The organism is Halobacillus halophilus, from assembly GCF_020171985.1.
GTDB lineage: Bacteria > Bacillota > Bacilli > Bacillales > Halobacillaceae > Halobacillus > Halobacillus halophilus_A.
This window is the reverse complement of the sequence record NZ_JAIVAL010000006.1, coordinates 82975-109058: the sequence shown is the minus strand read 5'-3', so window position 1 is coordinate 109058 and position 26084 is coordinate 82975. Positions and strand designations below refer to the sequence as shown.

The window sequence follows — 26084 nt, the reverse complement described above, 5'->3', positions numbered from 1 at the left end:
AAAAATTCTACCATATAAATCATTTTGACCAAGCTCATTTCGGCAATCATTGGAGCGGACTTGCCCGTTCACAGCTATCCGTTCTTTCTAGATTAATTCGACTAGCATCTCATATGGATTTTCAATATAGTCAATGAACCGGTTCGTAAAGGCAACGGATTGCGAACCATCGGCCACTCGGTGATCAAAAGTCAACGTCACATTCATCATCTGTCTGATGACAATTTCATCCTCAATGACTACAGGCATCTTCTTCGTTTTATGAAACGCCATCAGCCCTGTTTCCGGATAATTTAAAATCGGTGTCGCTCCGGTACTTCCCATCGGTCCGACGTTACTAATCGTAAAGGTCCCTCCCCGTAAATCCTGTCCGGATAGCTTATTATCCACCGCTTTCTTCGTTAAGTCTTTCATCTGTTTATGGATCTCCACTAATGATAGATTTTCAACGTTTTTTAAGACAGGTACGATTAACCCTTCTTCTGTTCCGGTAGCAAGTCCAATATTATAGGACGATTCTAAAAGGATTTCTCCTTTCTCTTCATCTAACTTAGAGTTGAATATCGGAAACTCTTTAAGGGAAAGCTGGAGAGCTTTGATAAAAAAGGCGGCAACCGATACTTGAACACCTGGACGACGGTCTGTCCCTTTTTTCAGCTGATCCTTCACCTTTAATACTTCCGTCATATCCACTTCATCAAAATGAGTGACATGAGGAGCCGTATATAGCGATTGGGTCATTTTTTTGGCGATTTGTTTGCGCCGGCCTCTGAATGGAATGGTTTGCTGATTTCCTGCGGATTCAACTCGCGGCTGGTTCTTCACCTCAACTTCTTTGACAGGAGAAGGCTCCGACTTCGCTTCTATAAAAGCATAGACATCTTCATCAAGGATCCGTCCTCCTTTTCCTGTACCCTGTACGTCTTCAATTTTGATGCCCTGTTCTCTGGCGATTCTCCGTGTATGAGGCGAAGCCTTCACCCGGGTAGAGGGGATCTCCCAATTAAAATTTCTTGGCCCGGAGCTTTGTGAGGTCTCTGGACCAGCTGCCTGTCCAGCAAGTACGGGCTGCTTAGAGGACTGCTTTTGCTCAGACCTCATCGTCAAAATGGTTGTACCTACTTCAATTACATCGCCTACGTCATACTTAATCTCATCAATAAACCCTTCTGCTGGTGCGGTCAGCTCAGCGGTCATTTTGTCTGTCTGAACTTCAACAAGAGGAGCATCATTTTTTACAAAGTCCCCTTTTTTCACAAAATAATAAAGAATTTCGGCTTCATGCATTCCTTCCCCAATATCATGCAATTTCACATCCATGATCCGGACCCCCTAGTATGATAATGCCTGATTGATGGCATGAATTATTTTTTCCCTGCTCGGCAGGTATTCTTTTTCGAGAGAATACACAGGCACGGGCGTGTCAAAACCGGTAACCTTTTGAACAGGAGCTTTTAAGTAGAAAAAGGCAGCATCATTAATGACCGATATGATTTCCGCATTCATTCCCCCCGTCGCTGGCGCTTCATGCACAATAACGACGCGGCCTGTCTTCTCTACCGACTCCTGAATGGTTTCTTTATCTAATGGGTAAAGCGTTCTTAGATCAATAACCTCACACGAAGCGCTTTGCTGCTTTTCGAAATCTTCGACAGCTTTCATCGTATCCGGAACCATCGCACCCCATGTCAGCACCGTAACGTCATTTCCTTTCTTCTGATAGGAAGCTTTACCGAGCTCGACGGTGTACTTTTCTTCAGGAACCTCTGTACGGAATGAACGATAACTTCTCATCGGCTCAAGAAAAAGCACCGGGTCCGGATCTTCAATACTTGCGATCAGCAAACCTTTTGCATCATAAGCGTTGGATGGGATTACGACTTTTAGGCCAGGAATCTGGGTAAACAAAGCTTCGACACTATCGGAATGAATTTCCGGCGCTTTTACGCCGGCCCCGTAAGGAGCTCTAATCACCATTGGCACCGTATAACGTCCCATCGTACGCTGCCGCATGCGAGTAGCATGAGTCATCAGTTGATTAAAGGCTGGATAGATAAAACCTAAAAACTGCATCTCAGCAATAGGTCGAAAACCGTTTATCGCAAGACCAATGGACGTCCCAACGATTCCTGATTCAGCAAGCGGCGTATCGATGACGCGCTCCTCTCCGAACTGATCAAATAATCCTTCCGTCGCCCGGAAAACGCCTCCGTTTTTCCCAACATCTTCTCCAAGCACAATCACGGATTCATCCTCTTGAAGCATGGTCTTCAATGCATCTGTCACTGCCTGAACCATCGTTAATTTTCTCACTTGAATAGCCGTCGTCATGACATTTGCCCCCTCTTTATGCTTCTATGTTGTTTTAGCTGTTCATCCAGCGTCCAGGTTGGTTTTTCAAATACGTTTTCAAATACATCATCAATGCTTGGGTCAGGATAATTTTGCATTTCTTCTAAAGCCGTGTTGATTTCATTGGTGATCTTATTCTCCATAGTGGTTACCCACTCCTCATCCCACAGCCCTTCATTCTTCATATATTTTTCGAGTCTGAGTAAAGGGTCGCCCGTTGTTCTTCTCTGGTCACTTTCGGCTTGATCCCGGTATTTGGATGGATCATCTGCAGTCGTGTGTGCGCCGTATCTCCAGGTGACCGCTTCAATCAGGGTTGGTCCTTCACCGTTACGAGCCCGTTCGACCGCTTTTTTGGTTTCTAAATAAACCGCCACTATATCATTTCCATCAATACGGATACTCGGGATTTCATAGGCTAATCCTTTTTGAGCGATCGTTTTAGAATTCATCTGCTTCTCCATTGGAACGCTGATGGCATACCCATTATTCTGATTAAAGAATACAACCGGCACTTTGAAAACGCTTGCAAAATTAAGCCCTTCATGAAAATCCCCTTCTGATGTGGCCCCATCTCCAAAGTACACCAGGGAAACCCGGTCTGTTTTTTTCTTTTTCTCTGCCCAGGCGACACCGGTAGCGTGAAGCAGCTGGGAGGCAATCGGAACCGCTGGTGGAAATATATTCTTTCCTTCAGGAGGAATACCGCCTTCTATACGTCCTACCCAATACAATAATAAATTGCGGAGCGAGTGGCCGAATGTCATCGTTGCCGCATGATCCCGGTAAGTTGGGAACATCCAGTCCCCTTTCTCAACCGCTAAAGCACTGCCCACCTGGGCCGCTTCCTGCCCTTCATAAGGCACATACGTTCCGATCCTGCCCTGGCGTTGAAGGTTCACACATTTCTTGTCCATCATGCGCGCTCTCAACATCTTTTCATAAAAAAGCTTGACCAAATCAGCCGTGATGTCCGTTGCTTCGGAATGAACCGTTTTTCCTTCTTCACTGATGTATTGCGTTATTGGAAATTTCTCAAGCATGTTCATCGTTTCAACACCCCTTTTTCATCTTTTTGCTGTTCTATAAAATAGGCTTCCAGACCGTCCATAAAATATTGATTGTCTTTCTGCTCCCCAATCGTCACACGAATCATTGTTGGATATCCCATTAAGTGACCTGGCCTGATAATCACACCAAGATTTAATAGATACTCATAAACCGCTTCAGCGGGATAGCCGGTATCCACCATAATGAAGTTGGTTTGAGTTGGAAAGTAAGATAGATTCATAGCTTCGAATTGCTTTGTTAATAACTCGCGCCCCTCTTTGTTCAATCGAATGCTTTCATAGAGAAACTCGTCATCATCCAAAGAAGCAGAGGCGGCCGCGTGAGCCAGCCGGTTGATATTAAATGGTTCTTTCACTTTATGAAGATCGTTGACCATTTCTGCTGCCATCAGACCATAGCCAATCCGTAACGCGGCTAGACCGTAGACTTTAGAAAAAGTCCGTAAAATCACCATATTCTTGTACTGATCGAGTAAAGGGATGGATTCTAAATAGTGAGGGGAATCCGCGTATTCATAATAAGCTTCATCCATGACAAGCAGGACGTGGGAAGGAACTTTATCCATAAAAGCCTTCAATTGTTCTTTATGTACAATCGTACCCGTCGGGTTATTCGGATTGCAGACAAACACCATTTTTGTTTTTTCGTTTATAGCTTCGGCCATTTTCTCCAGATCGTGCACGCCGCCCTCCTCCATCTCAATCTCAATGGGAACGCCGCCTTCGATGATGACATTGGTTTTGTAACGTGGAAATGTTACCCCGGCCATCACGACTTCATCGCCTTCGTTTATGTATGTTCTCGTTAGTAATCGGATAATTTCATCTGATCCATTTCCAAATACGATTTGATCCGGTGAGACAGCGAGTTTATTCGCTAACTTCTCTGCCAGCAGCGGTGAAGTAACCTCCGGATATAACGGAATCTCCTTCATTTCAGTACGTATAGCTTCTGCTGCGAGCGGAGAATAACCAAAAGGATTCTCATTGGAAGCCATCTTTATAATTTTCGTAAGTCCTTTTTCACGCTTCAGTTCTTCGACCGGTTTTCCTGGTGAATACATCGCAATCTGGTCGATTTGCGGACGTGGTTTTACCATAAACGTTTCTCCTTTCCGACATCCATTTTAAGGAAATTGATATACCACTATTTATTTTAGAATTATCCAAATTTTCCATCAAGAATGCCGTTTAAAGTTCAACCACGTTATCGCATTAAAATGTTACCTGTCTATCCCTCGTGATTCTTTTATTGACAGGCTTTTGTCATTTCGTGCGATATGAAAGATTTGTCTAATCTTATCGAAAACTTATTTATTTTTTGTAGTAAGTACAAAAAACACCCCTCAGGTTTTCCAGCTCGGAATAACCTAAGGGGTAATGAAAAGGACTGGGTAATCTGGGTGTATTTGGAAACCTGCACAAGATCCAGCTAAGCAAATTTAATCCTTCGAAATATGACCTGAGAACCTTGCTATGATCAGGTGAACGAACAGTGTTGGTAAAAACCCTCCTTCACTTCTTACCGACTAATCAATTATCTTTCATACTTTTTAATTTTTGTGAATTAATTCACAATATAGTCATCAATGCTCCTCCTATCCACCTCTCCCCCGTGATATAACATAAGTAAGAAGGTATTTAGGAGGTGGGTAAAATGAAGTTCAAAAAAGAAATAACCTGGCTGGTCTACCTCACTAGTATCGTTTCCCTCTTTGTAGCATTCGTTGGAGTTTCCTCGAGCCGCCATTCTTCCTTCACTTCGTTTCAATCGATTCAGGGAGAGAATATTCCGATATACGGGAAAGGGTTATACCAATTAGACTCGGTAAGTGCGGCCGCGCAAGTGATTGCCCAGGACTGGGTAACCCTCTTATTAGGACTGCCGTTATTATGGTTCTCCTTACACTGGGCTAGAAGAGGTAGTATAAAAGGACGCATCCTGCTTGCGGGCACAATTGGATACTTTTTGTACACCTATGCCTCGTACGCTTTGTTACTTATGTATAATGATTTCTTCTTACTGTATGTTATCCTGCTTTCCGCTTCGTTCTTTGCTTTCACGCTGACTATGATGTCATTCGATTATGAAAAGCTTCATCAATCCTTTGATGCAGCTGTACCTGTAAAAACAATCGCTGGATTTTTATTCTTCCTTGCTATTCTACTGCTCGCATTGTGGTTAGGTCGGATCCTGCCAGCTATCATTCAGGATACCCCGCCTGTTGGTCTCGAACATTATACGACGCTCATTATTCAGGTACTCGATCTCGGTTTTATTGTACCTGCAGCTATTCTGTCCGGCGTCCTTGTTCTTCGAAGAAAAGCATTTGGTTATTTGCTTGGAACCATTTTGATTGTAAAAGGAATCACCATGCTGACAGCGATCACAGCCATGATGGTGAACTTGATGAGGGCTGGAGAGACTGTTTCCATTGTAGAACTTTCCCTGTTTCCATTAATGAATATCTTTGTTGTGTACTGTCTTATTCTTATGTTGAAACACGTTAACGAACACAAATCTATAACAGGAGGTCCTTCTCATGAAAACCCTCATCGTTTACGGCACCAGACACGGTAGCGCTAAAAAGGTGGCCTACAGGTTACGTACCAAATTGCCGGGAGAGGTTCAGGTAAGATCCGTTACGAAGGAGAGGATCCCACCTTTACGAGATTACGACACCATTGTACTCGGCGGTTCTATTTATATGGGAAAAATTCAAAAAGAGTTGAGACAGTTTGCGGAAGAAAAGGAAACGGAACTGCTCCAGAAAAAGGTAGCGCTTTATATCTGCGCCGGAGAACCAGACCCCGCTCTGCTGGCCCGAGAACTGAAGGATAACTTTCCTGAAAACCTGTACGCTCATGCCGTGGTAAAAGAAGTGGCAGGTCACGAGATTCATATGGACCAGTTAAATCTGTTAGAGAAGGCCATTTTACGTATGAAAGGCGTTAAAAGCAGTACCTTTCAATTGTCCGCAGATATGATCGATCGTACTGCTGAAAAACTAAAAGAACCTCACTCCTAAGAAGAGAGGTTCTTCTCCATAATACTCATACAATGAATTAGAAAAGGAGCTCCTCACTAAATGAGAAACTCCTTTTATCACCTCTTTACAACCCGATTAACGATCAAATATCCCCCGGCCATCGCGACGAAGATAACAAGCAATCCCGCAAAACCATCGGTAAACCCCGTACGCTCAATCGCAAATCCGAATAACGGAAAACTGACCATAATCATAAAGCTCTCCATTAACCCGATTAACGAAAAAAACGTAGACCTGACGTTACTTTTCAAGAAGTTTTGCACGAATGAGCTGAAAATCGGTTCGAACAGACTCAGCAGCTGGGCAAGGAAAAGAAAGGATAGTAGAATAGCCCAGTCCGTAGCAAAAATAAACAGTGCGAAAAACAAAAGGAAAAGCCCTAAACCATAATACAGGATGTTAAAGAACTTAAACCGTTCTTCGACCTTATAAGCCATCTTCGCCATTACAACCCCGAGGAGTCCTTCCACCGTAAATACGGCTCCTACCACCACAGAAGAGTAGCCTACCTGAATAAAGTACTCCTGACCGTAAAAAACGAGAATCACCATCACTGCACTCGCCAGGATAAACAGGACCACCGGCTGGTGAATGGCCGGATTATTCCTCCATACATTCACACCCAATTTAAATTGGTGAACCCATTGGTTATACCATCGGCCCGCCACCTCTTCTGTCTTTTCTCGTTCAGGTTCTTTTAAAAAGAAAAGTGGAATCAACGCAAGAACGTGCGTAAAGATGGTGGATCCATACACCCACTCCCAGCTGATGTCTGCCATAAAACCGCCGAGAAATTTGGCAAAGCTGAGCGATAACAAGGCCAGAGCCGTCATCGTTCCCATCACCTTCGTATATTCCTTTTCACGGTTTTCATTTTTCAGTGTATCGTAAGCAAACGCCTGCTCGGCACCTGAATGGAACGTAATCATCAGACCCATCGATAAGAAGGCCAACGTAAACATAGAAAATGTTCCACTGATCAACATGAACAGTCCGTAAAGGATACTGAACAAATTCCCGATCAGTAGACTCGCTTTTCTTCCGTACAAATCGGCAATCATTCCTGTAGGCACCTCGAATAGAACAATTGCCAAGTGAAGAAACGCTTCTAATATACCAATTTGACCGAACGTCATCCCTCTATCCCCAAGGTAAATCACCCATAAAGCACGGTCAAAAAATAACTGCGCAAAAAATATATAGCCATACAGCATGTAAATACTACGTTTTGTTTTAAACATTCATTTTCGTCCTCTCTCATACATAAAAAAGCCACACGGAAATACTCCCGCGCGGCTCTCTTCGCTATTTTTAGGAGTTCATACGTACGTTCATTTCTATGAAATTTCAGCTAAAAAAGGACACACCTGTCCCGAGGACGGCTGAAATTCCAATAATAGACATCATATAAAGAAGATATTTACTCTCACTTTTGATGTCTAAGTTGAACGTATGCATGATTTACCCTCCTTTATGTATAAGATATGTTTTTATTATATACCTTACCTGATTTATGGACAAGACAAGCCCGGGTTATTCCTAAACCACTAGATTATGATAATACTAGACTACCGAGGCGCTTTATACAGGTAAAAAACAACATGCATTAGTAAACGTTATATATTATAATGCTATCCGAACGCTTACTTATTTTGGATAAATATTCAATCCAATATTGATTGTCATATTCAAAAAACTCTTCACCATCTACTTCTGAATATTCCTTTAATGTATCTTTAAATATTGAATTGAATGCTTTGATATTCGTTAAGAATTTAACTTGATCTTGAGAAAGCTTCAGCGTATTCGTTCCATTTTCCTCTACCTCTTGTTTAAGCAAGGTTAGAGTAGTGGATATCTCAGATAACTTATCAAGAATCCGATTACTATTTAAGTCAGCACCTTTTAATACCTCGGCAATATGAGATAACTCCAGGAATTGATCATGTCCATACGTATATGTACTATTTAATTGGGTAACGGTTTTTAAATCAATGGTTTCCTCGCTTATGGTCTCATCGATAAGCTCACTGTAAGAATCAAAATTAATATCAAACCACTTGATAGAAGTACCAAATACTCGATTTTCAAGATAATCATGATAAGCGTTATATTTATTTATTGTTATAAAAGCCGTCACACTTAAAGCAGTTAATAAAAGAATAATAATAGCGGCTTTGTAAGATCCTTTTCTCTTCATTCCTGACCCTCCACCTGTATAATTGCTTCCACTAAACGCTAACATATTTGGTAATGTATGTTTAATAGACTATGGTATTCGGGTCAAAAGTTTTAATTAGATACTTTATAATTTAAATAGTTCAAGTTTCACAATTGGAAATTCATAATAAAACCCAGCGCAGATATGATTAATTGAAGGTAAACGTAAATTAGATTCTTACATTAACAAGAGGGCTGGCCTAACGTCCTAAAATGATCCATATAGGACAGCACCATTGTGACTAACTAGAATTGATACGTTCCGCCAGTCCCCAGCTTTCCTTTCGATGAAAAACCCACACCAAACAAGTTCCTGATTCAACTGCTTCAAGTTTTTCCCCTCACTCCTAATCCAATGCTTACTATTTCTCCAATCCAGCTACCCCAAAGCCCCCGGCTCCAGAATGAGTCGAAATCATCCCGCCCGCCTGGATCCATCTTATATTTTGGAAGTCGTTTGCTTTAGCAACCTCCTCCATCCGATGTTTGATCCTTTCATCCAGTCCGATAGAATAAATAAAATAAATCTGCTTCCTATCGATATTGAATTCAGTTAAGTAATCCTTCAATAGGTTTTCAGTAGCTCTGCCCATTTTCCCGCGGTACTTCTTTGTAGACATAAGCTTTCCATCCTTCAACTCAATGCATGGTTTTATTCTCAACAAAGTTCCGATGAGAGATGCCATATTGCTCACTCGCCCTCCCGCTTTCAGAAACTCAAGACTGCCTGGTATGAAAGCCAGCCTTGATTTAGGAACGATCTTCTCTATTCTTTCAACGAAGCGTTCCGGTTCAATGCCAGGTTCTTTTTCTAAAACTCTAGCGGCATCTAATACAATAGCAGCTAATCCTCCCGTAACGTTCAGAGCATCAATAAGAAAAATATTTTCAAATTCTTCCGCAGCCATGACCGCATGTTGAAAAGAAGAAGACGCTTTTGATGTATAGCCAATGTGGATAATGGTGCAATTCGGAAATTTCTTTCTTATGTTTGTAAAAAATTCTTGGTATTCATGCACATTTGTCGAGGTGGTAGAGGGGATCTTCTTCGTACGTTCGTAATAGTCATATATATCCTGAACTGGCAATGAACCGTCTAAATAATCCTTTCCACCCATAATAATGTGCATCGGAACAACTTGAATATTGTACTTTTCAACTAAATCATCCGGTATGTCAGCACCGCTTTCAGTCGATATGATGATTCTTCGCATTCTATCTCCCCTTTCGTGTATTAATATTCGCGTTCATTCTTCCTGTATTATGTTCTAACTATACATGAGAAAAAGCGATTGTGATAACCATTATGCCGTACTTTTCACGTTTAGGAGTTGATTATTACTAAAGGGGTACATCTGTGAGATTCGGCTATTCTCGCATTTCTATTTTGAAGTAAGGTCTTATCTTAAAGAACATGATTTTTTATGTTTGAAATTTATTTTTTCAATTGTGGAATTTTGCAGAAAATTATGGAATAATAGGTAGTTCATACTATTTAGAAAAGGAGTGATTGTTTGGTACATCTATTAACCTTTCATCATCAAAAAAGCGGCAATTGGAGGACTGGCTTTTGGTAAAATACACTATTTTCAGGGGGAGTAGTAGTGAAAAAAGTATGCAGCATGTGGACGGATGAACAAGAAGCATTAGGTATTATAGAGTGGGAAGACGAAGTATTTGGAACATGTTTTCGACCAATCAAGCTTTCTGAGCATGATTATGGAGGCTTCACCCTAATTGGTAAGCGCTGGTACACAACCTATAATGGAGCACGTGAGTTCTTTCGACATAAGACAAACAATCTACGAATTAATGGACGCATGAAGAAAAAAGATTTAGGGTCTATGAATTATGTAGTGAAAAAAAGTCATAAAGATACTTATAACGTAACAGCCAAAAGGCAAAGCACAGGCTCTAAGTAGTCAACGCTTTGCTTACTCACTTTTAAAAGACAGCAGAGGTTTTAAAAAATTAGACTGTTATCTGATCATATCGTACACATTGGGAAAAATCCTCACCTATGGCGGAAGGCGGGGCGTTTCCTTAAATCGCTAAGTCTCCTATACAGGTCAAATTCAAGGATAACTTTACGACGTTTTTCCAAAGTCCCCTGTCATTATATCTGCGGCTTAAAAAAACTGGCCTTACCTCAAAGCCACCCAACATTATACAAATATAGAATAATTTGAAACTTTATAAGAGGATTTCTCGTAAACAAAGTTGAATTAAATTTCTATAATGGAGAGGATTTTGTTTAAAGTATGAGAGGAATTAAAAAATATTTTAAGTTTGTCGTGTGGTTTTCCATACTGTTTTTAGCTATCGGGTGCTCTAACTCCAGTTCTGGTTCAAGTTCTTCAGGAGCAGAAAACAACTCAACTTCCGAAGCCACAGCCGAAGAAACCAAAGAGAAAGACGATGAAACCAAAGAAAAAGACGATGAAAGTGAGAGTAAGCAAAACATACAAGCTGCTTTAGAGAGCATGTTTAATGGACCGAATGAAAAGCTGGAAAAAGCATTAGACGGTATGAAAAACAAGGACTTTGGAAGCGAAGACTACCAGAAGCACCTTAGTGATTCTGCTGAATACTTTGAGCAGCATTATAAACCCTATGTAAGTGACAGTTTCTATGAAGCTTCTTTTATAGATTCTCCAGATGCTTCCTATTACCTGAAAGCAGCATATCCAGAGATTCAGTTAAAAACGGAAGGTATAACGATAGAAGATAAGGAAGACTATTATAAATTTTCGATAGATGTGTCCTATACCACTAACAAAAGCGGTGAAGGTAAAACGGTGGAAATCAGGGGCCATGCCCAAACGAATGAAGAAGGAAAAGTCAGTAGTTTTAATTTTATTAACCCAAATGAGCTTTATCTGGAATTAAGTTAATTAAATCAGCCCCGGGTTATTAAAACCACCCGGGGCTTCTTATGTAACGGATTTAAAAGAAAAAGCCCCACCCTTTAATTGAAGGTGAGGCCACACCTTTGAATAATCTTTCGTAGGGGGCATGCCCATTCCAATCATGAAAGGTTCAAAGATATATCAAGTCTAACACTCTTATTTTCACCTTCCAAATCATAAATACTATATTCAAAAAGTTTTTTAAAGATGCTTTACTTTATTTGCCAAAACGCGCTCAAAATCTTAAGGAAATTTTTCAGCACATTAAAAGAAGCTTTCAATGCCCTCAGATACGGAGCATATCTCTTAGCACTTTATACAGATGATAACAAATGGAGTCGGACAACACTCGGCATCACTATTGAGCCACTACTACACCCATACCATATGAATCTAAATCACTTGAATGAACCGACCTGATCCGAAAGGTGATTCTGCGGCCGTATCCTACGTAAGTTCCCTGGTGAACATTGGAAGAATCTCCGGCAGAACCCCAGTGTTCCCCTCCATATACTGCTTTCCATGTTTCGACACCATCAACTTGAAACACCTCTGCAACAACAGCATTGTCCGCATCAAAATCATTAAGTGAATCAATCATGGTTACCGATGCCCAGGCAAGAAAGCTTCTGTTCCGTCCGAGATCAATCGTTACAGTGTTGCTGCCGCCATGATTTTTCAGTCCCCACATGCTAATTTCATATGCGTCCATATTCCACCTCCTGACTATTATTCATTCTTTTCAATAGGCGCATCTTTATCGATGAATGTCTTAATAAGTGCATTTTTCGTTAGATCTACACTCATTTTCACTTGCCTTCCTGAAGGAGGTTGATCAAGTTCAGTTGAAATATAGCCAACAGATTTTCGATCAATATGAGGAGGTATCATCCGATGAATTTCTTCTTCTGTACACGTGTAACTTCTTCCATGAATATCTACATTACGATGCATGTGTACGATTTCTCCACTGCTTTTATCATAGATCATATAAACTAACATCGGCATTTTCCTTTCTTAGTTTGTCTATATTTCATCATCAAGTACCATAACTGCCCCCACACCGTAAGCTTCCATATCATTAGGGTGTATGGAACGAATTCGAAAAGTAATGGTTTGCCCAAAACCAACATACGCTCCCTGGTGTACATTAGAGGAATTACCAGCAGCACCCCAGTGATCACCACCAAATACAGCTTTCCATGTTTCGACTCCATCAACTTGAAACACCTCTGCAACAACAGCGTTATCTCTATCTAAATCGGATAGAGAATCCATCATGGTGATGGTTCCCCATGCGGCAAAGCGCCGAGGACGCCCTAAATCAATCGAAATGGTTCCGTACCCTCCCATATTCTTTAATGCCCACATACTTGCTTCTGCGAACCTTGAACCGGCGGGCCTGACTGGAGAACCATAAAGCGCCTGTATCCCTTCGATGTCATCAGAATGTAAAGTTCTCCTCTCCCCTTCATAAGTAGGCCACATAATCGCGTTATCTATAGTAGAATGGGCTAGACCAAGAGCGTGGCCGACTTCATGAATCGCCACAGTCAGAAGATCACGTCGCCTCCACCACCAAAATCCACCGTCCTCTGTATCCCATTTTTCATCGTTATCAAAATGAACATCGCCAGCAGTAGGACGTGAGTTTACAGGAGGTGGATAAAAAGCGTGAGCAAGTACATTTCCAAAGCCATCAAATGGATCATCATCTCCATGACTTCCTGTTGCCCATAAAAATCGAATATCAGCGTCCGCTTCCGTCGTCACTTGTGTAAATATTAAAGGCGTAACATCCGCCCAACGATCCATTGCCTGACGCATAATATCCCATTCATTGGTCCCAGAAATATCGCTCGTTCCATTTTGAAAAAAATACCTGATGTTCGTATTTTCCCACTTACCACCACTTAGACTATAATCGTTTACTTTCTCACGAACTTCTTCTCCAGGTAACAAATCAGGCAATCCACACCTCGGCTTTTGCATCTGAGTAATAGTAGATTCGTCTAATTTTCCGGTAATAGACAATCCAAAATACAACTGATAATCCTTCACTGATTTATCGAGATGTTTACAGAATGCTTCTTCAAGACAAGGACAAGATTGATAGTAACCAAACTTCTTCAGGTATTTCTTCAGATAAATAACTTTACGATTCTGATCTCCCATGCTTAAAAATTGCGAATTTATTTTATCCATGGAACGTCACCACGCCTCCCTCTGAACCTGAGCTAAAGCAATGGACATTAAGAAAAGGTTTAGCTTGGTAAAGATAAAAAAAAGAACAGTCTCATGGTAAACGGTTGCTTAACTTCCATTCTTTTACACGTTAAGAATGAGATTAACCTTCCCTTACTCGACTGTTCTGTCATACATAATTTTATTAACCACTAAGCTCCATGGCCCACTAATCGTTGACATTATGACCGCTTACTGCCCTCCTTATCTCAATAGAATTAATGACTTAATAGCAAAATAATTCGATAAATCTTTCCATATTCCTTCAATAACTACTTTTTTTCTTATTTTCCACTCTTCCTTACTAACCTTACAATATAATTATAGGTAGATTGTTCGAATATAAATTTATAATTGGTCCAGAAATACAACAAAAAAAGACGCTACAACCCGCTCTGGATACGGATCATAACGCCTTCGCACTTTGTATGGATGATTCCGATTGGGCTCGAACCAACGACCTCCACCCTGTCAAGGTACGAGCGAAGGTCATCGGGAAGTCAACGTAAAGTCATTCTCGTTAAGTCAGCGTATGAGCACGCTTATTCCGTATTGATTTCCCCTAGTATAGGGTATATTGCCGATACCTTGCAACCGTGGGTTTAAGACCTCCACTCTGTTGAAGTGAGTCGGACTATCCCCCGTCGAACCGAAAGTTACTTCGCTGTATGGCTTCTCATTAAGAGTCGACATTAACTACATGTTGCTACTTAACATTTTCAGGTATTGGACTTTTTCTTGATTCTACCCATTCATGATCAAAAATATCATACTCCACTACTCTAGTTAGACAAGCTTTAAGAGCTTTGATTGCGTGCTTTGAGGTATCGTCTACCTCCCATGTTTCTACTAACTTATAAGCAGACAATGGTTTCCCTAAATTAGAATTATATTTGTAACTATGGGCTGATTCAAAATTCCTTTCCATTACATATCTGCTTGCCTTATATCTATCGCCACAATTTACAATCTCCTCGTAGATTCTTTCGTTTAGAGTCCACGCAGGATTTTTATTTCCATTTTTATCGAAGGTTTCATCCAAATCATGAACTACGAAGTACTTAATATCGAAGTGTCTTAAAACCTTTTGAAATGAAGGAATGTTCATTTTTGAACCGCAATTTACCACTAAAGGCGCATCGATGATAGATAATTCGGAAGCTTTAATCATTTTTTCAATTAGCTCTCTAAATATTACTGCCTCTGTATCACCCTCGACAAGGATCACGTTATCATGGAAAAACGCTTCACATACATACGGGTTAAATGAATTGAGCATTTTCATCCTCTCTTTTTCATCATCATCAAAAATATTGTTATTTACTTGATGAAGCTTTACTTCTGCATTTTCTTCCATTTTTGTCCTAATTAAAGTTGTATGATCTCTACTTAAATCCACTAAAATAGGTGAATGGGTAGCAGCCATTATTTGAAACTCAAATCCTTCTGCTAAATCATATAGTACATCCGTAAACACTCTTATTGACTGAGGGTGTAGAAACAGCTCGGGTTCCTCGATTAAAAGCATTCTCTTCCTAAAATGCTTAGATTCTTGGTCTAAATTATCAATAACGTTATCATCACGTTGTTTTTTAGATTTTTCGAGTTCAGAAAAAACATGTCCTAACCCTCTCAACGCGTTGAATAAGAATTGTCTCCTTATACCATGTCCATGATTACTCATGTTTATTGGGTGACCTTGATTTGAGAATTTTATGTCGGTATTTATGAAGGTTGAAAGCTTTTTACCTAGATCCTCTTTTTCTTCACCAAAAAGAGAAACTTCTAGATCCGGAAAGGTTTCTTGCATAAGGTCGTTTAAACGCCCTTCTACCTTCTGAGAGAAGTCTGCTTGTATAATTTCTTTTCTTAATTCCTCTAAATCCTTTTTGATATTGTTAAACCTTTCTAATTCCGAAGCATTATCCAATACTTTCTCTTTAACCATCTTTTGAACCTTTTCTAATACGATATCAACGGAATCTAACCCCTTTAGCCAAACAGGTTCAGGACAAGCGTTCTGTAGTATGGAATCAAATCCTCCGCCTCCTCCAGATTTCCATTCATTGTTTTGATAATCGAAGGTATGTTTAACTCCCGATTCACCAATATCCGTCCACGTTTTCCTAAACTTTGCGATTTTTGTTTGGGGATTCATAGAACTTTTCATAGCCCTATGTTCAAAATCATCTTCATTTTCCCCTTGAATCCAAGCCTCAATAGTGATCGGTTTCTTACTGTGCTTGTGAAAATCGTTTTCACCTGCTGGCATATTTGACTTTACAAAGTATTCATACGCACTCAAAGTCGATGATTTCCCCGTGTTATTTTGACCGATTAGGTAAATCAAGTTAATGTCCTCAAAATCAATTTGCACACCTGGTTTTCCTTCTTCTCCACCAATTCCTCTAAAGTTTGATATAAATAGTTTAATCAACTTCAATTCAGACCACCCCTTTTAATTAATGCAGCCTCCCCGTCTTATTCCTCGTCTACTTCATCGTAAATTCCCGCTTGGATAATCTTCATTTGTTCGAGGAGAAATCTTTTGAGGTCGTTGTCGGGAAGGGTATGTACGCTGGACTGTAAGTAGGTAGTCGGAGGTTCGGAGGACTGGCGGTCGCTGACGTCGATTAAATGGTCCCCGTCGGGCAGTTTTAGCGTTGAGACGATTTCGTAACGCCCTGCACCGGAAAAACCAAGGAAAATTTGTTTACGTTTCTGATAGTCGTTCATCGTATTACACTCCTTTTTACTTATGCTTTGTTGTAATATTCGCCAAGTTTCCGTTAATTCCCTCTAGAATTTCGGTAATTATGGTAAAATATTGAAAAAAAGGGGGGGAGTACAATGAACTGGGAAACGATAATCACATTACTAATAGGCGCTACGATTCCTCTCGTTGTCTCATGGCTTAACTCCATGGCGAAGTTTCATTACGAAACTAAAACGGAAGAAATTAATCGGGTAAAAAAAGACATAAGATCCTACCAACTTATTAAAACAAACTTAAAATTTTTACTAGTAGGTATAAGAAGCGTACGTGAGAATAATTATTCTGAAGAGATGCTTGAAATTACTAGAGGGGTTTTAGATAAGAGTAAATTGGAAGAAAAAGTTGTAATCGAAGATATTCCTTTAGCCGTATTTGAAGAGTATCTTGCTGTTATTGGAACAGTAGAGGCACTAAAAAGAGAGGATAACCTCATGATACTAAACAAGCAATCAAATGAAAGATTCATTGAAACTATGGATGGTATGGAAAATAGCGTCGATCGGCTAATAAAAAAATACGAGAAATACAAAAATTCGAGTAAGAAATTAAAAAAGAGACTACCCGAAGGTAGCCTCGTGAAATAACCTGTGAACCGTTCTTTCCGTTGGTTCCTACGTTCTTGCATGCGGGTTATGTCTTCAAAACTTGCCCGTGCAATCTCACTTCCGTTGAGGTAAACGGGTGCTATCACGCCATGTTAGTCGTTATTTAAGGTTGATGGTTTTAGTGTTAGTGCCGAATACACCCTCGGATACTTGAAGTTTCAGCCCGTCTTTTTCCGCCGTTTCAACGTTAATGTCGAAAGCTACTTTTCCTTCGATAGTTGAGTCGGGGTTTACCTCGGCTAAGAAGAACTCTACGGCGTCCTCGTTAGCTGACATCGTAGCTGCTGAATCCGCCTCGTACGTTTTGTCCTCGAATTTCAGCTTAAACATCGAACTATCCACCGTGTTAGCCTCGTTTCCGTTGTTCGTTACGGTGACGTCGACTATGACGTATTTACCGTTAGCTTCTTCTTGAAGCATTTCTGGACCGACTGTGCTAGCCGTAGTTTTCTCGTTTACAGTAAACGCCATCTTTCCGACATCTACTTTATCGCCAATGCCGTATGTTTGTTCTTTCTCTTCGGAGTTCCCACCGTCAGCCGATGTTTCTGTACTCTCTCCATCGGAATTAGTAGACGCTGTATCGGACTCTCCCCCGCCTCCAAGTGAAGCAACAATCACTCCGAGAACCACAAGTGCAATAACACTAAGACAACCCAATTTAAAGAACTTTTTCATGTATTTCTCCCCCTAATATGAATATGTAAAATACTTGTAATAATTACACGTTTAACATAATAAGGGATTTAATGGATACTTACAATAGATTTTTGATAAAAAGTTTCAGTATCGAGAGATTTTTTAGACTAAAAAGCACCGATTCTACATATCATAAGTCCCCGCTAGGATTAACGTCATCCTCTAGAGTAAGAATAGGTCTCGCTATCACAAATAAACCTACGAATCCTTCGAACAACTTCTCTTCCTAAACTGTTGGTCGTTATCTCTTTTTGTAACTACCATGTTGAATGGTAAATTGTTTCCCCTAGTACTTCCTCCCAAAATGGAGAATAAAAGAGACTTAAACGAACATCATTATACTCCTGGTCAAACCTATCAACAAAATTTTCGTTTGAGAAGTTTTCTTTTATTAAAGAATCCAATTCTTTTAAAGAATTGCGAGCCCTAATCATCACATTATGGTCATAATCTGGCACCCAACCCTCATCCCATACTATCAAACCTTTACTTTCTAGCTCTTTTAGTTCTCCTTGCTCTTCCCTTCTCATATATCCAGTATCAGTTGAAGAGCCCTTACTATAGTCATGATACAAAACACTAGTGGCAAGAATGGATAATTTTCGAAGTTCCTCTTTAACATTCTTAACTTTCTCAATAAAAGCGTCCCACTCGGACATTTGAGAGTAGTCATACGCCTGAACCTCACTGGAATCTTTCATTTCACGCAACGCAGAATTTTCTTTTCTAAGCTCTCTTAGTTCACTTTCGATTTCAAAATAAGCACCGTCATATTCTTGAATTTTAGCCTTCAACTCCAAAACAGCCTCTTTTGAGATAACCTCTCTACCTTCCATAAGTCTTACAAACGGCTTTAATGTTTCATCAATAAAAGACTTTACTCTAGACTGATATCTTACAGAATTAAAGTCTTTAGAAATTTTCTTTTTCATTTGTTCTGCCACCTGCATAAAGTTGCGCTCGTCTTGGAGGACTATACTTTGAGACCATGAACGGTAAGGTGTTCCGTCAAGAGCTCGGTGATCTAATGGAGGAACTATGATAGGGAATAAAGCTTTCTGGCTTACCCATGATGCGCCTAACTCACACAAACAAAATTGGCTATCTAGAAAATTAGGAGTTAAGATTGGAAGGATAATTACTGACTCTTCCACTGCATTCCTTATTACGTTTATCCAATTTTCTCCTGCCTCGAACTCTTCATCAGACGTCATAAAAAAATCATCTCTAGTTAAACCAAACTGGGTCTGTAACAAATCCATAAATCTTGTAGCGAAATCTACATCCTCCGATGAATGGCTAATAAAGATACTTGCCATCTTAATACCTCCTCTATGCCTCTTAATTACTACATTATACCAGCACAAGGAAAAAGAGTGAAATATTTGAAAATTAAGGTCAACCTATTAATTAATACTTCATAAACATTATTCTCAAGCTGATTCCTTGCCCGGTCCTAACCGAGGTTGTATCGACGATTCTACCGCTTTACTACTCTACGGCTTTGTATAATTTGATTTGGCGGAAGCAGACGTTCCAATTCCGAACTCCCGCCGTTGAGCCTTCTCTTCCTCTCCCACGCTCCGAAACGTGGTCAAACGGGGCGCTAGTTAATTAATGCCTTTGTCTCTTTGAAACGATTGGTGAGTCTGCTTAAGTCTCGTTAATGGGGTAGAAGCATGCGGTGACTTCGCTGTGAACTCCTCTAGTTCTTGCTGCTCTGGCGTTTTAACCTTAGACAATTTATTATTTGACTAGCCTTCCTTTTTTTATATTTTTCCAATTAGGCGATAGGTGTATATCGTTGAGTTACGGCAAGTCCGTATGCTCGGCGGTTGCGCCTTTTTTTGTGTCTTTTTGTCGCTCTTTACAACTTTCGTTTACGAGGTCGGCTCATTTTCGAAGTAACACGATTAACTGCTGAATACTTCGAGTGTTGAGACTGTAGCGCTCTGTTCGATAAATGCGTGTACCTGACGACCATTCGAAGGTCCGAATGTCCGAGCATCATTTGTAAGTGACGTAGTTCACCGCCTGCTTCGAGAAATGAAGGCGCAGCTGAATGCCTTAATATGTGCGGGTGAACGTTCTTTTTTATCTTGGCGGTCTGTGCGTGTTCGTTCAGTCGCTTCCTATAATCATCCCTATCTATTGGCTCGCCGTAATTCGTCAGGAACACGTAGTCCGTAAAGAAGTCCTCGTTAGCCTCTATCAATCGCTTCACCACACGAGCCGTCACAGGTTTTATCGGTATCGTTCGAGTTTTACGACTTTTAGCGAATGCTGCTCGAATTGTTACCTCGTTCTTACCGAAGTCAAACTCACTCACTCGAAGACTAGTTGCTTCATTAATGCGCATCATAGCATCAATGAGCAAATGCGTGAGTGCGTAGTCTCGGTAACCTGCTTATGAGTCCTTGTCAGGCGCTTTGAGTAGTCGTTTTAACTCGTCATCCGTAAGAATTTCGATTTTCCCTGCGGATTGGGCAGATTCTTAACGCCATCTATCGAGTTGACGTCCGTAATTTCTTCTTCATAAAGACACAGGAACATCACTCGTAAGGTTTTAAGTCGGGTGTTAATCGAATTTGGCGATAAACCTCTACGCCTCTGACTCTTCGACTTGTATTTATGTGTGTCGAAAGTCACGATTGCCTCCCGCATGTAGCGAATGTAGTCTCGGAAGACATTTCGATTTAAGTCTTCGAAGGTCGGATCGATTTTCTTTTCATTTAAATAACGCATAAAGAACGAGAAATTTTCGTTGTACTGTTTCATCGTTGATTCTGCTCGACCTTCTGCCGATTTGATCGACAAGAACGTTTCAAATAATTCATCTAAACGCAAAAAAGCACGCCTCCTCCGTTTTTTACGGAAAAAGCGTGCTCGGGACTAATTTTATAGGCGCAACCCTGCGAGAAGTCCACGGTAAGTCTGCGCAAAGTCTTCGAAAAATTAAAAGCGCCACAAACCGCTCTGGACAACGGCTCGTGACGCGGCACTTTGTATGGATGATTCCGATTGGGCTCGAACCAACGACCTCCACCCTGTCAAAGTGGTATATTTAGAAAGTATGATACAGTTTAAATATGCTAACTACTGTTATATCGGTACATTGAGTATGTTCTTTCATGCTCCATTCGCTCGATTTGGGGACAGGATGTTAAAGTTTGTCCCCACTTTGTCCCCACCAGGTTATAGAGCCACTACATCAAAACAACTCCCTCTTATCCTTACTCTTTAGCTTTTTAGACTAAGGGAGTAGAATTATAGAAATATCGGTATATCGAAATTAAGCCTGCCCTATCAACGTTTAGAGCATTTCGATAATATTTCGATAAAATAAATAGCGTTACAATAAGATCGAAATAATGTTCTATTCCTCTGTCTGGTGTAATGGCCATTCCCTAGAGCAAGTTAACATTAACTTTCCATTGTATAGCCCCAGGAATATACGGCTTTCTGTACCTTGTGGCTTGTCTTAGAATGATCCTTGGAATGGCCTATGGTATAGGCAGGCAAAGAATGTTCTTATGTATATGCCGCTCCCTTCATATCAGCGGATGTAAGTTTGTCCTACCTTATTTTTAATGACGAAAAGCCTACTAATAAAGTAGGCGATCCTTCTCAAATAATTCTGATTTCCACATCTTGCACAGTGTAAGTTCTATCAGTAACCTCAATAGGACGTACAAAACAATATAATTCTCCAGGATTAAATCGAATTGGAATATTATTGACTCCTACTCCAAACATTATTAGATCTAATTCCTCTTCACCATTAATAATAAATAAATATCCTTCAAAGCTTGCTCTAATACTCAATAACTGCGTCTCTTCTCCAGACCCTTCCATTGTATGTAGAGCAAAATAATCCATACTTAGTTCATTTTCATCAGATAACGGAAAACCCGAATTAGGAAACCTTTCTTGTATATTCACATTTATCACCTCCTAAATGTTGTTATTTCTCCATATTAATGCCAAAGTCCTTCTTATTTAACAAAAAAGAGAATGACCGATTGTCACTCCCTAAAAGTTCACATATACATATCTGAATCCTGCATCATCTAAATATTGCTTATATGCGCTGTCTGGTTCGATTTCCATCTGTTCCCGGGGCTTTTCCCTACCTGGTACAGTAATCAAGATAAGAAGGTTGTCACTTTGCTTTAATCGTGTTTCCAGACTTTTCACACGCTTAGTTAAGTTCTTCATTAATCATAATCCTCCCCATAATCATCAATGAATATTACTGTTTTTTCGTCTATCTGACTGCGGTACTGTTCAATTTCTTCCTTACTCTCCACAAAGAGTACAGGTAAGGCGTTATAGGTAGTTAGTCGCTTCTCTATACGTTTGACCCTATTAAGCATATTCACCCTCTCACACCTCCTATATGGCTACATGGTGAACGTGTGGCACGTATTCCTTAACCTTCTGATACTTCCGCTCCCTGTCCTCATTTGAACACTCTGGAGCGGTTAAAGACTTGAGATAAGCACATACCATCTGTTCTTGAGTTTCCTTGTTTGCTTCTTCCATCTGCTTTTCTAGCTTCATTACACGCTTATTAAGATTCATCTTCCCATAGTCCCTCCATTTCTTTAGGATCATAAGCTATCATTGAATGAATAAGCCCGGATGTATCTAAAATGCCCCTATCATATTTGGCCTTCATCCTTTGATATATCCTGTTATTGACCATACTGGGAGCATTAAACCATATGGATCTAAATTCCTTTTTCGTAACAGTAAACTCGTCTCCATCTGTAAATTGAATCGTAACTGAATTGCCTTTGTACTGCGTTTCCAGCTTCTTCAATCGCTTTTCTAAGTTCATGCGCTATCACTCTCTGACATTTCTTCCAGGCGTTCTATACGCTCTTGTAAATCTTCCATTTGGTGTGCCTTCATACCATATTCCAATAATGTCCTCGCAGCACTTCCCCTGGCTACAGCAGGAGTCTTAGGATTAGATGCCATTTCCGTTAATGTATCTACAGCTATAGTCATGCTTTGCCTTAATCGTGCGGTAGCTTGTGACACCGTTTCTTTCTTCATTTGGTGAAGCTGCTCCTGGAAGCTATCTAACTGTTGCCACCTATACAGGGTACTTGTGGTTATCCCTGCCTTGTCCGCTGCCTTCTGCATGGTAGGCTCTGTAATAATGGCCATAACCGCAAGCTCCTGCTTCTTGTTTAATTTCTCGCCATTTTGACCCATGCTATATCATTCCTTCCTTATCCTGTAACTTTAAAAGGTATCTTCAATTCCTTTGCTAATTTTTTCAGCTTTTTCGATTGTTCATAATGAGTTTTTTTTGTCATCTTACGCCTTGTCTTATTTCGTTCATTCTTTCTCATTTGATCCACTCCCTTACACCCCCTTAGATAAAAGTATTGCACCTTGCTAAAACCTTACCATTATTTTTTAGAGCCCCCGCACCCCCTATTGTCCCTTGCAAAGGAAGAAGCAGGAGCCCCTAAGCTGATTAAAATACTTTCTGTGATTCTCCCTGAATCTCACGTCTTAACCATTCTGTCTTTCCGTTTAATTCCCCGGAGAACTCTTGTATGTTCTTTTCAATAGGCAGATATTTAGTAAATAGCTTTCCTTTCTCATGTTCCGCTTCTTTAAGTCTATCCTCATATTTGAGCTGCTCTTTGCTTTTAACATTCTGTACAGCGGCTTTGTAGGCTTGTCTAACCTCGGATTCAATTACTTTATAACTATCCATATCCTTGACCATATTGGACAGCTCATGAAAGCTATCAATGAGTACATACCTCATGTTTTCGTTCTCATGGTGGGCAAGTTCGCTCACAACCTCCAGGAAGTCCTCTGGAGTTTCTACCTCTATGGCCACACGTGATAGTACCGTTTTAGTAAGGTAGTCCATTACAGCTACATTCTTGCTATGCAGCTTACGATCTCCTACAACCACCATTTCGGGAAATTCTTCTTTTTCCTTACTGCTGATAGTGGTTTCTGTAGTCGGCTTGAAAAATTCTGCCTTACTATCAAACTCCTTCGCTTTCCCTTGTTTTTCATTTTCAAGAGCTTGTAATTCATCCCTTACTTGCCCCTGCATACTTTCAAACTGTCTTAATCTTGCTTCTGGCTGCAAGTCCTTTTCTGCTTTTCTCACTTGATTTCTCATTTCGTTTAAGTTCATTTTTCATTCCTCCGATTTTTATAATTTAAGAATATCTTTAGGAAGCGGTTCGCCTGACCTTCTCAAGCACCCACCCCCTTTAAGTAGTTAAAATAACTACTCGCCCGGGCTTGTACTTCATAGAAAGATCCCTGCACTAATATCTTGTGCCTTGTGGCCACTGTGCGCCCCTGCTCGTAATTCTCACGCCACAATACCCATTTATCCTGCCTATGCTCCATATAAATTATGGATCTGTGGCTCATAGACTGCATGTAAATCTCTCCAGCTACTCCTACCATGAATCCTATTTCCTTCATGCTCTTATCACGCTCTAAGACTTCTAATACAGACGTTTTATTATCTTTGATCCATTGTACAAGGGAAGGATCTAACCGCTTCCCCTGCTTAATGTTTAAACGCCCATTAGACACCTGGAGCATACAGCCTGCGCTTTCTACCGTTTGGATGATTTCAGATACAGTCATATAGTTATGTCCTCCCCATCCTCGGATATAGGAGCTTCTTCCTCCATACGTTCCAACTTAATTAAGCGCCCCTCGCTCGTTTGTCCTAAGTCGGTAAAGTATATCCCTTCTGACCTTAAACCTGGAGCAATCCTGGTTAATCTACCTTTTATACTGCGTGGTGTAGGCCATGCTTTTGAATAGATAGTACGCTGATCCCTCACATACTCGGTTATAAGCTCATGGGCTTCTGTAGGAGTGCCTTTGTACTGCTTACGATTTTTCATAAAATCTATTACAGCTACAGCAAGCGGATCTGTTTCTAATGACTGATTGATTCCCTCTTGCTGGTTACGTGAATAAAGTTCTATAAACTCGCCTGGTTTCCAATTTAAAGCCTTCTCTGCTGCTGTTATCCAAAGGGCAAAGTCTGCCATTCGTGGTTTATTCGTTACTACTGTATAGGGCAATCCCTTAATAGCTGCGCTCACTACGTCAAGAAAAGCTCCTATGATCTTAGGCCTGACAGCTTCAAACTCTCTCCAGAACGTGCCTTCATCTGTTCTTTTGTCCTTTGGAATAGATGGAAGGTTTAGCATAATGGAGCGGTCTAATAAGTCCGGGCGCTTCCCTACGTCTGAAATACCATTTAATATACTTGGCTTCATTAAAGTAATAACCGCTTCTTCATCATCACTATATAGCTCACGCTTTGCGACTGATCCCCCTAAGGCGATCTTACAAAAGGTATCTGATAGCGCATTTGATAAAGATGAAATGTTATCATAAGCCCCTATATGAGCTTTGCTTGCAGCTATAGCTAATTCTTCCTCACTCTTAGGTAAATTCCTTAGAGGAAGTGTTTCTGATGGATCAATCAAACTTCTTAATACTTTGGTAGTCGTACTCTTGGAGCTTCCCTGCTCCCCTTGTACTAACAAAACAGGGTAAGGAGAACCAGGGCGCTTTGTTGCAAGTAACCAGGCTACAGCCATTTTAAAATCATCCTCATTCCTACAATTCAAGAATGGCTTAAGCTGTTCTATGCGCCCTCCTGGCTCTGGAGCAGGTAACTCTCCTAATGAGTTTGTACGCTTGAAATATACAGGCGTTTGACTAACAACTTTCCATCCATCCTCTGACACCTCAATAGCTTCATAATGTTCATTAGCAAGATCAATATAGAAGCGGCCTTTATATTCGGCTATTCGTGTGTGAACCTGGTGCATTTCCCCTTTAAACAATGCCCCACCTTCTAAGGTGGATAGTGCATCCTCTACAGCCTGACTACCTGCAACCTTCCCAAAAGTGTCGTAATACTGCATCCGTAACCACCGTTTAAACTTCTTTTTCCGTAATGGCATTACTTCCTCATGCTCATTTATTGTTAAGACAGCATAGGCGGTTTCATCTGGAGTGTGGAATAATTCTATATCAGAAGCCATTTCTACAAGGATCTGACTTTGTGTTTTCTTACTTTCATCATCATCCTTAAGCTGCTGTAATTCGTTTGCTTTGCTCTCGTCATACCCCAT

Annotated in this window: 30 protein-coding genes and 1 pseudogene; 5 read left to right on the top strand and 26 right to left on the bottom strand. The window is 40.6% G+C overall.

Annotated elements, in window-relative coordinates; translation table 11 throughout:
- Window positions 1-87 precede the first annotated feature (87 nt).
- From LCM11_RS11805 to hisC, 4 genes are read right to left on the bottom strand one after another with little or no spacing between them, the layout of a single operon-like run.
- The gene (locus LCM11_RS11805) at window positions 88-1320 is read right to left on the bottom strand and encodes a dihydrolipoamide acetyltransferase family protein (RefSeq protein WP_224894485.1); all 1233 of its coding nucleotides are present in this window, start codon (window positions 1318-1320) and stop codon (window positions 88-90) included.
- 12 nt (window positions 1321-1332) lie between these two features.
- A complete protein-coding gene (locus LCM11_RS11800; protein ID WP_224894484.1) occupies window positions 1333-2331 on the bottom strand; it encodes an alpha-ketoacid dehydrogenase subunit beta in 999 nt (332 codons plus the stop codon).
- On the bottom strand, window positions 2328-3395 hold the full coding sequence (gene pdhA / locus LCM11_RS11795) for a pyruvate dehydrogenase (acetyl-transferring) E1 component subunit alpha (protein WP_224894582.1): 1068 nt from the start codon (window positions 3393-3395) through the stop codon (window positions 2328-2330). The genes LCM11_RS11800 and pdhA overlap by 4 nt, the downstream gene beginning before the upstream one ends.
- 2 nt (window positions 3396-3397) lie before the next feature.
- On the bottom strand, window positions 3398-4522 hold the full coding sequence (gene hisC, locus LCM11_RS11790) for a histidinol-phosphate transaminase (RefSeq protein WP_224894483.1): 1125 nt from the start codon (window positions 4520-4522) through the stop codon (window positions 3398-3400).
- 557 nt (window positions 4523-5079) lie between these two features.
- On the opposite strand from hisC, the gene LCM11_RS11785 reads away from it, so the two are divergent.
- A complete protein-coding gene (locus tag LCM11_RS11785) occupies window positions 5080-6003 on the top strand; it encodes a hypothetical protein (RefSeq protein WP_224894482.1) in 924 nt (307 codons plus the stop codon).
- On the top strand, window positions 5966-6451 hold the full coding sequence (locus tag LCM11_RS11780; protein ID WP_224894481.1) for a flavodoxin domain-containing protein: 486 nt from the start codon (window positions 5966-5968) through the stop codon (window positions 6449-6451). The genes LCM11_RS11785 and LCM11_RS11780 overlap by 38 nt, the downstream gene beginning before the upstream one ends.
- 77 nt (window positions 6452-6528) lie before the next feature.
- On the opposite strand, the gene LCM11_RS11775 is transcribed toward LCM11_RS11780, so the two are convergent.
- The 3 genes from LCM11_RS11775 to LCM11_RS11765 form a co-directional block, all read right to left on the bottom strand.
- Window positions 6529-7713 (bottom strand): MFS transporter, encoded by a 1185-nt coding sequence (locus LCM11_RS11775; RefSeq protein WP_224894480.1) that lies wholly within the window; start codon window positions 7711-7713, stop codon window positions 6529-6531.
- Between the two features lie 365 nt (window positions 7714-8078).
- Complete coding sequence (locus LCM11_RS11770; RefSeq protein ID WP_224894479.1) at window positions 8079-8672, bottom strand: hypothetical protein; 594 nt, start codon at window positions 8670-8672, stop codon at window positions 8079-8081.
- 382 nt (window positions 8673-9054) lie between these two features.
- Window positions 9055-9906: a DegV family protein gene (locus LCM11_RS11765; RefSeq protein ID WP_224894478.1), complete on the bottom strand. Its 852-nt coding sequence runs from the start codon at window positions 9904-9906 to the stop codon at window positions 9055-9057.
- 390 nt (window positions 9907-10296) lie between these two features.
- Here LCM11_RS11765 and LCM11_RS11760 point away from each other — a divergent pair, with 390 nt between their 5' ends.
- Window positions 10297-10614: a hypothetical protein gene (locus tag LCM11_RS11760; protein WP_224894477.1), complete on the top strand. Its 318-nt coding sequence runs from the start codon at window positions 10297-10299 to the stop codon at window positions 10612-10614.
- A gap of 339 nt (window positions 10615-10953) precedes the next feature.
- Entirely contained in the window at window positions 10954-11586 is a 633-nt protein-coding gene (locus LCM11_RS11755) for a hypothetical protein (protein WP_224894476.1), read from the top strand.
- Between the two features lie 373 nt (window positions 11587-11959).
- Here LCM11_RS11755 and LCM11_RS11750 read toward each other — a convergent pair whose 3' ends face one another.
- The 5 genes from LCM11_RS11750 to LCM11_RS11730 form a co-directional block, all read right to left on the bottom strand.
- Window positions 11960-12313, bottom strand: a complete 354-nt coding sequence (locus tag LCM11_RS11750) for a hypothetical protein (protein WP_224894475.1) — start codon at window positions 12311-12313, stop codon at window positions 11960-11962.
- Between the two features lie 17 nt (window positions 12314-12330).
- Window positions 12331-12603 (bottom strand): hypothetical protein, encoded by a 273-nt coding sequence (locus LCM11_RS11745; protein ID WP_224894474.1) that lies wholly within the window; start codon window positions 12601-12603, stop codon window positions 12331-12333.
- Between the two features lie 24 nt (window positions 12604-12627).
- A complete protein-coding gene (locus LCM11_RS11740; protein ID WP_224894473.1) occupies window positions 12628-13806 on the bottom strand; it encodes a matrixin family metalloprotease in 1179 nt (392 codons plus the stop codon).
- A gap of 745 nt (window positions 13807-14551) precedes the next feature.
- The gene (locus LCM11_RS11735; protein WP_224894472.1) at window positions 14552-16288 is read right to left on the bottom strand and encodes an ATP-dependent nuclease; all 1737 of its coding nucleotides are present in this window, start codon (window positions 16286-16288) and stop codon (window positions 14552-14554) included.
- A 38-nt stretch (window positions 16289-16326) separates the two neighbouring features.
- Window positions 16327-16581 (bottom strand): hypothetical protein, encoded by a 255-nt coding sequence (locus LCM11_RS11730; protein ID WP_224894471.1) that lies wholly within the window; start codon window positions 16579-16581, stop codon window positions 16327-16329.
- A gap of 114 nt (window positions 16582-16695) precedes the next feature.
- Here LCM11_RS11730 and LCM11_RS11725 point away from each other — a divergent pair, with 114 nt between their 5' ends.
- The gene (locus LCM11_RS11725; protein ID WP_224894470.1) at window positions 16696-17205 is read left to right on the top strand and encodes a hypothetical protein; all 510 of its coding nucleotides are present in this window, start codon (window positions 16696-16698) and stop codon (window positions 17203-17205) included.
- Between the two features lie 120 nt (window positions 17206-17325).
- On the opposite strand, the gene LCM11_RS11720 is transcribed toward LCM11_RS11725, so the two are convergent.
- The 14 genes and pseudogenes from LCM11_RS11720 to LCM11_RS11660 all read right to left on the bottom strand — a co-directional run bounded on the left by LCM11_RS11720 (window position 17326) and on the right by LCM11_RS11660 (window position 26084).
- Window positions 17326-17886 carry a DUF4352 domain-containing protein gene (locus LCM11_RS11720; RefSeq protein WP_224894469.1) on the bottom strand — a complete coding sequence of 187 codons (561 nt, stop codon included), beginning with the start codon at window positions 17884-17886 and terminating at the stop codon, window positions 17326-17328.
- 296 nt (window positions 17887-18182) lie between these two features.
- Window positions 18183-19244, bottom strand: coding sequence for a toll/interleukin-1 receptor domain-containing protein (locus LCM11_RS11715; protein WP_224894468.1), 1062 nt, complete (start codon window positions 19242-19244; stop codon window positions 18183-18185).
- Window positions 19245-19792: 548 nt separating this feature from the next.
- A pseudogene (locus LCM11_RS11710) lies at window positions 19793-20314 on the bottom strand (tyrosine-type recombinase/integrase); the annotation flags it as partial.
- Window positions 20315-20367: 53 nt separating this feature from the next.
- Window positions 20368-20772, bottom strand: a complete 405-nt coding sequence (locus tag LCM11_RS11705) for a phage integrase SAM-like domain-containing protein (protein ID WP_224894466.1) — start codon at window positions 20770-20772, stop codon at window positions 20368-20370.
- Window positions 20773-21552: 780 nt separating this feature from the next.
- Entirely contained in the window at window positions 21553-21867 is a 315-nt protein-coding gene (locus LCM11_RS11700) for a hypothetical protein (RefSeq protein ID WP_224894465.1), read from the bottom strand.
- 90 nt (window positions 21868-21957) lie between these two features.
- The gene (locus LCM11_RS11695) at window positions 21958-22143 is read right to left on the bottom strand and encodes a hypothetical protein (protein WP_224894464.1); all 186 of its coding nucleotides are present in this window, start codon (window positions 22141-22143) and stop codon (window positions 21958-21960) included.
- Entirely contained in the window at window positions 22143-22307 is a 165-nt protein-coding gene (locus tag LCM11_RS11690; protein WP_224894463.1) for a hypothetical protein, read from the bottom strand. The genes LCM11_RS11695 and LCM11_RS11690 overlap by 1 nt, the downstream gene beginning before the upstream one ends.
- A 13-nt stretch (window positions 22308-22320) precedes the next feature.
- Window positions 22321-22509: a hypothetical protein gene (locus tag LCM11_RS11685; RefSeq protein WP_224894462.1), complete on the bottom strand. Its 189-nt coding sequence runs from the start codon at window positions 22507-22509 to the stop codon at window positions 22321-22323.
- Complete coding sequence (locus tag LCM11_RS11680; RefSeq protein ID WP_224894461.1) at window positions 22499-22768, bottom strand: hypothetical protein; 270 nt, start codon at window positions 22766-22768, stop codon at window positions 22499-22501. Before LCM11_RS11680 ends, LCM11_RS11685 begins: the two co-directional genes overlap by 11 nt.
- Window positions 22765-23151, bottom strand: coding sequence for a hypothetical protein (locus LCM11_RS11675; RefSeq protein WP_224894460.1), 387 nt, complete (start codon window positions 23149-23151; stop codon window positions 22765-22767). Before LCM11_RS11675 ends, LCM11_RS11680 begins: the two co-directional genes overlap by 4 nt.
- Window positions 23152-23168: 17 nt before the next feature.
- On the bottom strand, window positions 23169-23300 hold the full coding sequence (locus tag LCM11_RS20410; protein WP_263622512.1) for a hypothetical protein: 132 nt from the start codon (window positions 23298-23300) through the stop codon (window positions 23169-23171).
- A gap of 119 nt (window positions 23301-23419) precedes the next feature.
- Complete coding sequence (locus tag LCM11_RS11670) at window positions 23420-24103, bottom strand: hypothetical protein (RefSeq protein ID WP_224894459.1); 684 nt, start codon at window positions 24101-24103, stop codon at window positions 23420-23422.
- A 62-nt stretch (window positions 24104-24165) separates the two neighbouring features.
- On the bottom strand, window positions 24166-24570 hold the full coding sequence (locus LCM11_RS11665) for a hypothetical protein (protein ID WP_224894458.1): 405 nt from the start codon (window positions 24568-24570) through the stop codon (window positions 24166-24168).
- Window positions 24567-26084: a hypothetical protein gene (locus tag LCM11_RS11660; protein WP_224894457.1), complete on the bottom strand. Its 1518-nt coding sequence runs from the start codon at window positions 26082-26084 to the stop codon at window positions 24567-24569. Before LCM11_RS11660 ends, LCM11_RS11665 begins: the two co-directional genes overlap by 4 nt.

Bases quoted from the DNA above. Each gene is read 5' to 3' on its own strand.
- LCM11_RS11805 (WP_224894485.1), bottom strand. From the start codon at position 1,320: ATGGATGTGAAATTGCATGATATTGGGGAAGGAATGCATGAAGCCGAA.
- LCM11_RS11800 (WP_224894484.1), bottom strand. From the start codon at position 2,331: ATGACGACGGCTATTCAAGTGAGAAAATTAACGATGGTTCAGGCAGTG.
- pdhA (WP_224894582.1), bottom strand. From the start codon at position 3,395: ATGCTTGAGAAATTTCCAATAACGCAATACATCAGTGAAGAAGGAAAA.
- hisC (WP_224894483.1), bottom strand. From the start codon at position 4,522: ATGGTAAAACCACGTCCGCAAATCGACCAGATTGCGATGTATTCACCA.
- LCM11_RS11785 (WP_224894482.1), top strand. From the start codon at position 5,080: ATGAAGTTCAAAAAAGAAATAACCTGGCTGGTCTACCTCACTAGTATC.
- LCM11_RS11780 (WP_224894481.1), top strand. From the start codon at position 5,966: ATGAAAACCCTCATCGTTTACGGCACCAGACACGGTAGCGCTAAAAAG.
- LCM11_RS11775 (WP_224894480.1), bottom strand. From the start codon at position 7,713: ATGTTTAAAACAAAACGTAGTATTTACATGCTGTATGGCTATATATTT.
- LCM11_RS11770 (WP_224894479.1), bottom strand. From the start codon at position 8,672: ATGAAGAGAAAAGGATCTTACAAAGCCGCTATTATTATTCTTTTATTA.
- LCM11_RS11765 (WP_224894478.1), bottom strand. From the start codon at position 9,906: ATGCGAAGAATCATCATATCGACTGAAAGCGGTGCTGACATACCGGAT.
- LCM11_RS11755 (WP_224894476.1), top strand. From the start codon at position 10,954: ATGAGAGGAATTAAAAAATATTTTAAGTTTGTCGTGTGGTTTTCCATA.
- LCM11_RS11750 (WP_224894475.1), bottom strand. From the start codon at position 12,313: ATGGACGCATATGAAATTAGCATGTGGGGACTGAAAAATCATGGCGGC.
- LCM11_RS11745 (WP_224894474.1), bottom strand. From the start codon at position 12,603: ATGTTAGTTTATATGATCTATGATAAAAGCAGTGGAGAAATCGTACAC.
- LCM11_RS11740 (WP_224894473.1), bottom strand. From the start codon at position 13,806: ATGGATAAAATAAATTCGCAATTTTTAAGCATGGGAGATCAGAATCGT.
- LCM11_RS11730 (WP_224894471.1), bottom strand. From the start codon at position 16,581: ATGAACGACTATCAGAAACGTAAACAAATTTTCCTTGGTTTTTCCGGT.
- LCM11_RS11725 (WP_224894470.1), top strand. From the start codon at position 16,696: ATGAACTGGGAAACGATAATCACATTACTAATAGGCGCTACGATTCCT.
- LCM11_RS11715 (WP_224894468.1), bottom strand. From the start codon at position 19,244: ATGGCAAGTATCTTTATTAGCCATTCATCGGAGGATGTAGATTTCGCT.
- LCM11_RS11695 (WP_224894464.1), bottom strand. From the start codon at position 22,143: ATGAAGAACTTAACTAAGCGTGTGAAAAGTCTGGAAACACGATTAAAG.
- LCM11_RS11685 (WP_224894462.1), bottom strand. From the start codon at position 22,509: ATGAATCTTAATAAGCGTGTAATGAAGCTAGAAAAGCAGATGGAAGAA.
- LCM11_RS11680 (WP_224894461.1), bottom strand. From the start codon at position 22,768: ATGAACTTAGAAAAGCGATTGAAGAAGCTGGAAACGCAGTACAAAGGC.
- LCM11_RS11675 (WP_224894460.1), bottom strand. From the start codon at position 23,151: ATGGGTCAAAATGGCGAGAAATTAAACAAGAAGCAGGAGCTTGCGGTT.
- LCM11_RS11670 (WP_224894459.1), bottom strand. From the start codon at position 24,103: ATGAACTTAAACGAAATGAGAAATCAAGTGAGAAAAGCAGAAAAGGAC.
- LCM11_RS11665 (WP_224894458.1), bottom strand. From the start codon at position 24,570: ATGACTGTATCTGAAATCATCCAAACGGTAGAAAGCGCAGGCTGTATG.
- LCM11_RS11660 (WP_224894457.1), bottom strand. From the start codon at position 26,084: ATGGGGTATGACGAGAGCAAAGCAAACGAATTACAGCAGCTTAAGGAT.